The 4,023-nt window shown below is 68.8% G+C and carries 4 protein-coding genes, 1 tRNA gene and 2 pseudogenes; 4 read left to right on the top strand and 3 right to left on the bottom strand.

The features are described from left to right. The 3 genes and pseudogenes from ACLFOB_RS14475 to ACLFOB_RS14485 all read left to right on the top strand — a co-directional run. Positions 1–212 (top strand): annotated as a pseudogene (locus ACLFOB_RS14475) (LysR family transcriptional regulator); the annotation flags it as partial. Positions 213–271: 59 nt separating this feature from the next. Beyond that, entirely contained in the window at positions 272–1,378 is a 1,107-nt protein-coding gene (leuB, locus tag ACLFOB_RS14480) for a 3-isopropylmalate dehydrogenase (RefSeq protein ID WP_410926541.1), read from the top strand. A 118-nt stretch (positions 1,379–1,496) separates the two neighbouring features. Continuing rightward, positions 1,497–1,573 (top strand) — tRNA-Pro (locus ACLFOB_RS14485). 226 nt (positions 1,574–1,799) lie between these two features. Here the strand turns inward: ACLFOB_RS14485 and ACLFOB_RS14490 are convergent. Together ACLFOB_RS14490 and dapD are read right to left on the bottom strand one after the other, a co-directional pair. Continuing rightward, positions 1,800–1,961: a hypothetical protein gene (locus tag ACLFOB_RS14490; protein WP_410926542.1), complete on the bottom strand. Its 162-nt coding sequence runs from the start codon at positions 1,959–1,961 to the stop codon at positions 1,800–1,802. A 4-nt stretch (positions 1,962–1,965) separates the two neighbouring features. Beyond that, a complete protein-coding gene (gene dapD / locus ACLFOB_RS14495) occupies positions 1,966–2,793 on the bottom strand; it encodes a 2,3,4,5-tetrahydropyridine-2,6-dicarboxylate N-succinyltransferase (RefSeq protein WP_410926543.1) in 828 nt (275 codons plus the stop codon). 129 nt (positions 2,794–2,922) lie between these two features. Between dapD and ACLFOB_RS14500 the strand changes: the two genes are divergently transcribed. After that, positions 2,923–3,774 (top strand): LOG family protein, encoded by an 852-nt coding sequence (locus tag ACLFOB_RS14500; RefSeq protein WP_410917307.1) that lies wholly within the window; start codon positions 2,923–2,925, stop codon positions 3,772–3,774. Here the strand turns inward: ACLFOB_RS14500 and ACLFOB_RS14505 are convergent. After that, positions 3,707–4,023, bottom strand: a pseudogene (locus ACLFOB_RS14505) (hypothetical protein); the annotation flags it as partial. The gene ACLFOB_RS14500 and the pseudogene ACLFOB_RS14505 overlap by 68 nt on opposite strands.

Raw genomic sequence — 4,023 nt, forward strand, 5'->3', positions numbered from 1 at the left:
GGGAGCTGGTGCGGGCGGGCTGCGGGATCGGCTTCGGCCAGCTGGCGGTGGGGCGGGCCGACCCGCTGCTGGAGGAACTGCTGCCCAGGTCGGGCCTGCCCACGCTGCCGCTTTGGCTGGCCGCGCCCGAGGCGATGCGGCGTACGCCCCGCATCACCTATGTCTGGGAGCGCCTGGCCGAGGGGCTGCGGGCCGCCCTGCGGCTTGCTTGACCCTCCGTCCGGCAATGGATAGGCGAAAGCGATTGAAACCTGCCTGAGGATCGCATCCCATGTCCAACCCTTCGCTTCTCATCCTGCCCGGAGACGGGATCGGCCCGGAAGTCATGGCCGAGGTCCAGCGGATCATCGCCTGGTTCGGCGAGAAGCGCGGCCTCGCCTTCGATGTGAGCGAGGATCTGGTGGGCGGTGCGGCCTATGACGCGCATGGCACCCCGCTGACCGACGCCACCATGGAAAAGGCGCAATCGGTGGACGCGGTGCTGCTGGGCGCCGTGGGCGGGCCGAAATACGACGATCTGGATTTCAGCGTGAAGCCGGAGCGCGGCCTGCTGCGCCTGCGCAAGGAAATGGACCTTTTCGCCAATCTGCGCCCGGCGCAGTGCTTCGACGCCCTGGCGGATTTCTCGTCGCTGAAGAAGGATGTGGTGGCCGGGCTCGACATCATGATCGTGCGCGAGCTGACCTCCGGCGTCTATTTCGGCGAGCCGCGCGGCATCATCGAGGAAGGCAACGAGCGGGTGGGGATCAACACCCAGCGTTACACCGAATCCGAGATTGCCCGCGTCGCGCGTTCGGCCTTCGAGTTGGCGCGCAAGCGCGGCAACAAGGTCTGCTCGATGGAGAAGGCCAACGTGATGGAATCGGGCGTGCTGTGGCGGCAGGTGGTGCAGGAGGTGCATGACGCCGAATACGCCGATGTGGAGCTGAGCCACATGTATGCCGATGCCGGGGCGATGCAGCTGACCCGCTGGCCCAAGCAGTTCGACGTGATCGTGACCGACAACCTCTTCGGCGATCTGCTGTCGGACCTCGCCGCCATGCTGACCGGCTCGCTGGGGATGCTGCCCTCGGCCTCTCTGGGTGCGCCGATGGCGAACGGACGGCCCAAGGCGCTCTACGAGCCGGTGCACGGGTCGGCGCCGGATATCGCGGGCCAGGGCAAGGCGAACCCGATCGCCTGCATCCTCAGTTTCGCCATGGCGCTGCGCTATTCCTTCGATGAGGGGGCCGAGGCCGGCCGTCTGGAAGCGGCGGTGCAGAAGGTGCTGGCCGATGGCGTGCGCACCGCGGACCTGCTGAATGTGGAAGGCGCCGTGCCCGTTTCGACGAAAGAAATGGGCGACGCGGTGCTGGCTGCGCTGGATGCGAGCCTCTGAACAGGGGCGACGCGGAAAGGCGCGTGAGGCGCCTTTCCGCCCTTGTGTGATTCCCTCGCGAAACGCGCGGTTGAGGCTTGTCAAAGCACGCGCGAGGGGATATGCGGCGCGTCACGGTCGGAGTGTAGCTCAGCCTGGTAGAGCACCGTCTTCGGGAGGCGGGGGTCGTAGGTTCGAATCCTGCCACTCCGACCAGTTCGCCCGGCAGGGCGAGAGACGGTTTCAGCGATCCTCGTTCGTTGGACCTGCGCCTCATTGCCGCCGGCGGCCCGGCATCCACGGCTTCGACAGACTCAGCCACGCGGCGGCCCGAGCGCGCACCTCGCTCCGCAACCTGGGCCGGCGGTGCGCCCGGGTGCACTGGCCTCCCCATGGCAAGGCCATCCACCTGCTCGAGCGCATCGGGACCCGCGAATGGTGCCTAATCGACACCGCCAGGCCCGTGGACCGCAGCCGCCTTGTCGAGCGGCGAACTCCGCTCCACGCTCACCGCCACCGCCTCTCCGGCACCCTGCGCCGCGGCGCGCGCAAGCGTGCCGCAGCGCCCGGATTGACTGTCGCGGAGCGCGAGCGACCGCGCCACCCGGTCAGTCCCGCAGCAACTCGTTGATGCCGACCTTCGCGCGCGTCTTCTCGTCCACCCGCTTCACGATGACCGCGCAGTAGAGGTTGACGCCGCCGGTGGAGGGGATCGAGCCGGAGACGACGACGGAATAGGGCGGCACCTCGCCCGTGAAGACGCGGCCGGTCTCGCGCTCGACGATCTTCGTGGACTGGCCGAGGTAGACACCCATGCCGAGCACCGCCCCCTCGCGCACGATCACGCCCTCGACGACCTCGGAGCGTGCGCCGATGAAGCAGTCGTCCTCGATGATCGTGGGATTGGCCTGCATCGGCTCCAGCACGCCACCGATGCCCACGCCGCCCGAGAGATGCACGTTCCTGCCGATCTGCGCGCAGGAGCCGACGGTCGCCCAGGTGTCCACCATCGTCCCGCTGTCCACATAGGCTCCGAGGTTCACGAACGACGGCATCAGGACCACGCCGGGCGCGATGTAGGCGGAGCGGCGCACGACGCAGTTGGGCACCGCGCGGAAACCCGCCTCGCGCCAGCGGTCGTCGCCCCAGCCGGCGAACTTGCTGTCCACCTTGTCCCACCAGCCGCCGCCCTGCGGGCCGCCCGGCTGCATCTCCATGTCCCTGATGCGAAAGCCCAGCAGCACGGCCTTCTTGGCCCACTGGTTGACGTGCCATTCGCCGTCGTCGCCGCGTTCGGCGACGCGCAACTCGCCGCGGTCGAGCGCCTCGAGCGTGGCCTCGATCGCCTCGCGCGTCTCGCCGCCGGTGGCGGGGGTGATGGTTTCGCGCGCCTCCCAGGCGGCCTCTATGGCGGCTTCCAGTCCGGCCGTCGACATCTGTGTCATTCCCTTCGGTCAGATCCCTCGCGCGGGGTATAGGCGAGCGCCGCAGACCGCACAACGGGCCGGGCTTGCGCTGGCCCCTGCGTCCCCGACGCGCTAGGTGAGGCGGAAGAGGAGACGCTCATGAAGGACGACCGCCGCAGCCCCTTTCCCGACGCAGGCGCCGACCGGACGGCGGCCGAGCATCTGCCGCACACGCCGCAGACCCGCTCGCCCGCCTACCGCCTGGCCTTCGACGACGAGGATTTCCTGCTGCGCGACGAGCTTCGGCCGGTGCGCCTGCAGCTTGAACTGCTCAAGCCCTCGCTGCTGATGGACGAGCACGGGGTGAAAAGCACCATCGTGCTGTTCGGGGGCGCACGCATCCCGCCGCCCGACCGCAAGGAGGTGGCGGGCACGAAGACCCTGCGGGAGCTGTCGCGGTTCTACGACGTGGCGCGCGACTTCGCCCGGATCATGACGGAGAAAAGCCTCGGCACCGGCGAGAACGTCATCGTCACGGGCGGCGGTCCGGGCGTGATGGAGGCCGGCAACCGCGGTGCGGCAGACGCGGGCGGCGAAAGCATCGGGCTGAATATCGTGCTGCCGCACGAGCAGGCGCCCAACGCCTACATCACGCCAGAGCTGTGCTTCAACTTCCATTACTTCGGCATCCGCAAGATGCATTTCCTGCTCCGCGCCAACGCGGTCTGCATCTTCCCCGGCGGCTTCGGCACGATGGACGAGATGTTCGAGGCGCTGACCCTGATCCAGACCGGGCGGATGCGGCGAGTGCCCTTCCTGCTCTTCGGGCGGGACTTCTGGGAGCGGATCATCGACTGGCAGGCCCTGGCAGAGGCCGGCACCATCTCTCCCGAGGACCTGGAGCTTTTCCGTTACGCCGAGACGGCCGAAGAGGCGGTGCGCCTCATCGACGAATGGGAGATCGCGCCGCCGCGGCAGGCGATTCCGGGCCGGGTGCCGCCGGAGGGCTGAGAACACGCGCAGCCACGCTCCGGTGGGCATGGCCGGGAAAGGGCGTGCGGAATTTCCGGACCAGGGCAGCATAGCCGTATCCCAGCTCCGAGCCCTTGCACAGCCGCCGCCCGTCGAGGCCGTGCAGCGCCAGGCCACCGCCGGCTTCGCGAAGCATGTAGCCCTTCGCCTGCAGGCGGGACTGAAGATCCTGCCAGTCGCAGGCGTAGGCGAAGTCGTGCGCGAGGAGCGCCCGAAGGGGCGCGACGA

It is taken from the genome of Rhodosalinus sp., from assembly GCF_046542825.1.
Classification (GTDB): domain Bacteria; phylum Pseudomonadota; class Alphaproteobacteria; order Rhodobacterales; family Rhodobacteraceae; genus Rhodosalinus.

Bases quoted from the DNA above. Each gene is read 5' to 3' on its own strand.
- leuB (WP_410926541.1), top strand. From the start codon at position 272: ATGTCCAACCCTTCGCTTCTCATCCTGCCCGGAGACGGGATCGGCCCG.
- ACLFOB_RS14500 (WP_410917307.1), top strand. From the start codon at position 2,923: ATGAAGGACGACCGCCGCAGCCCCTTTCCCGACGCAGGCGCCGACCGG.
- dapD (WP_410926543.1), bottom strand. From the start codon at position 2,793: ATGTCGACGGCCGGACTGGAAGCCGCCATAGAGGCCGCCTGGGAGGCG.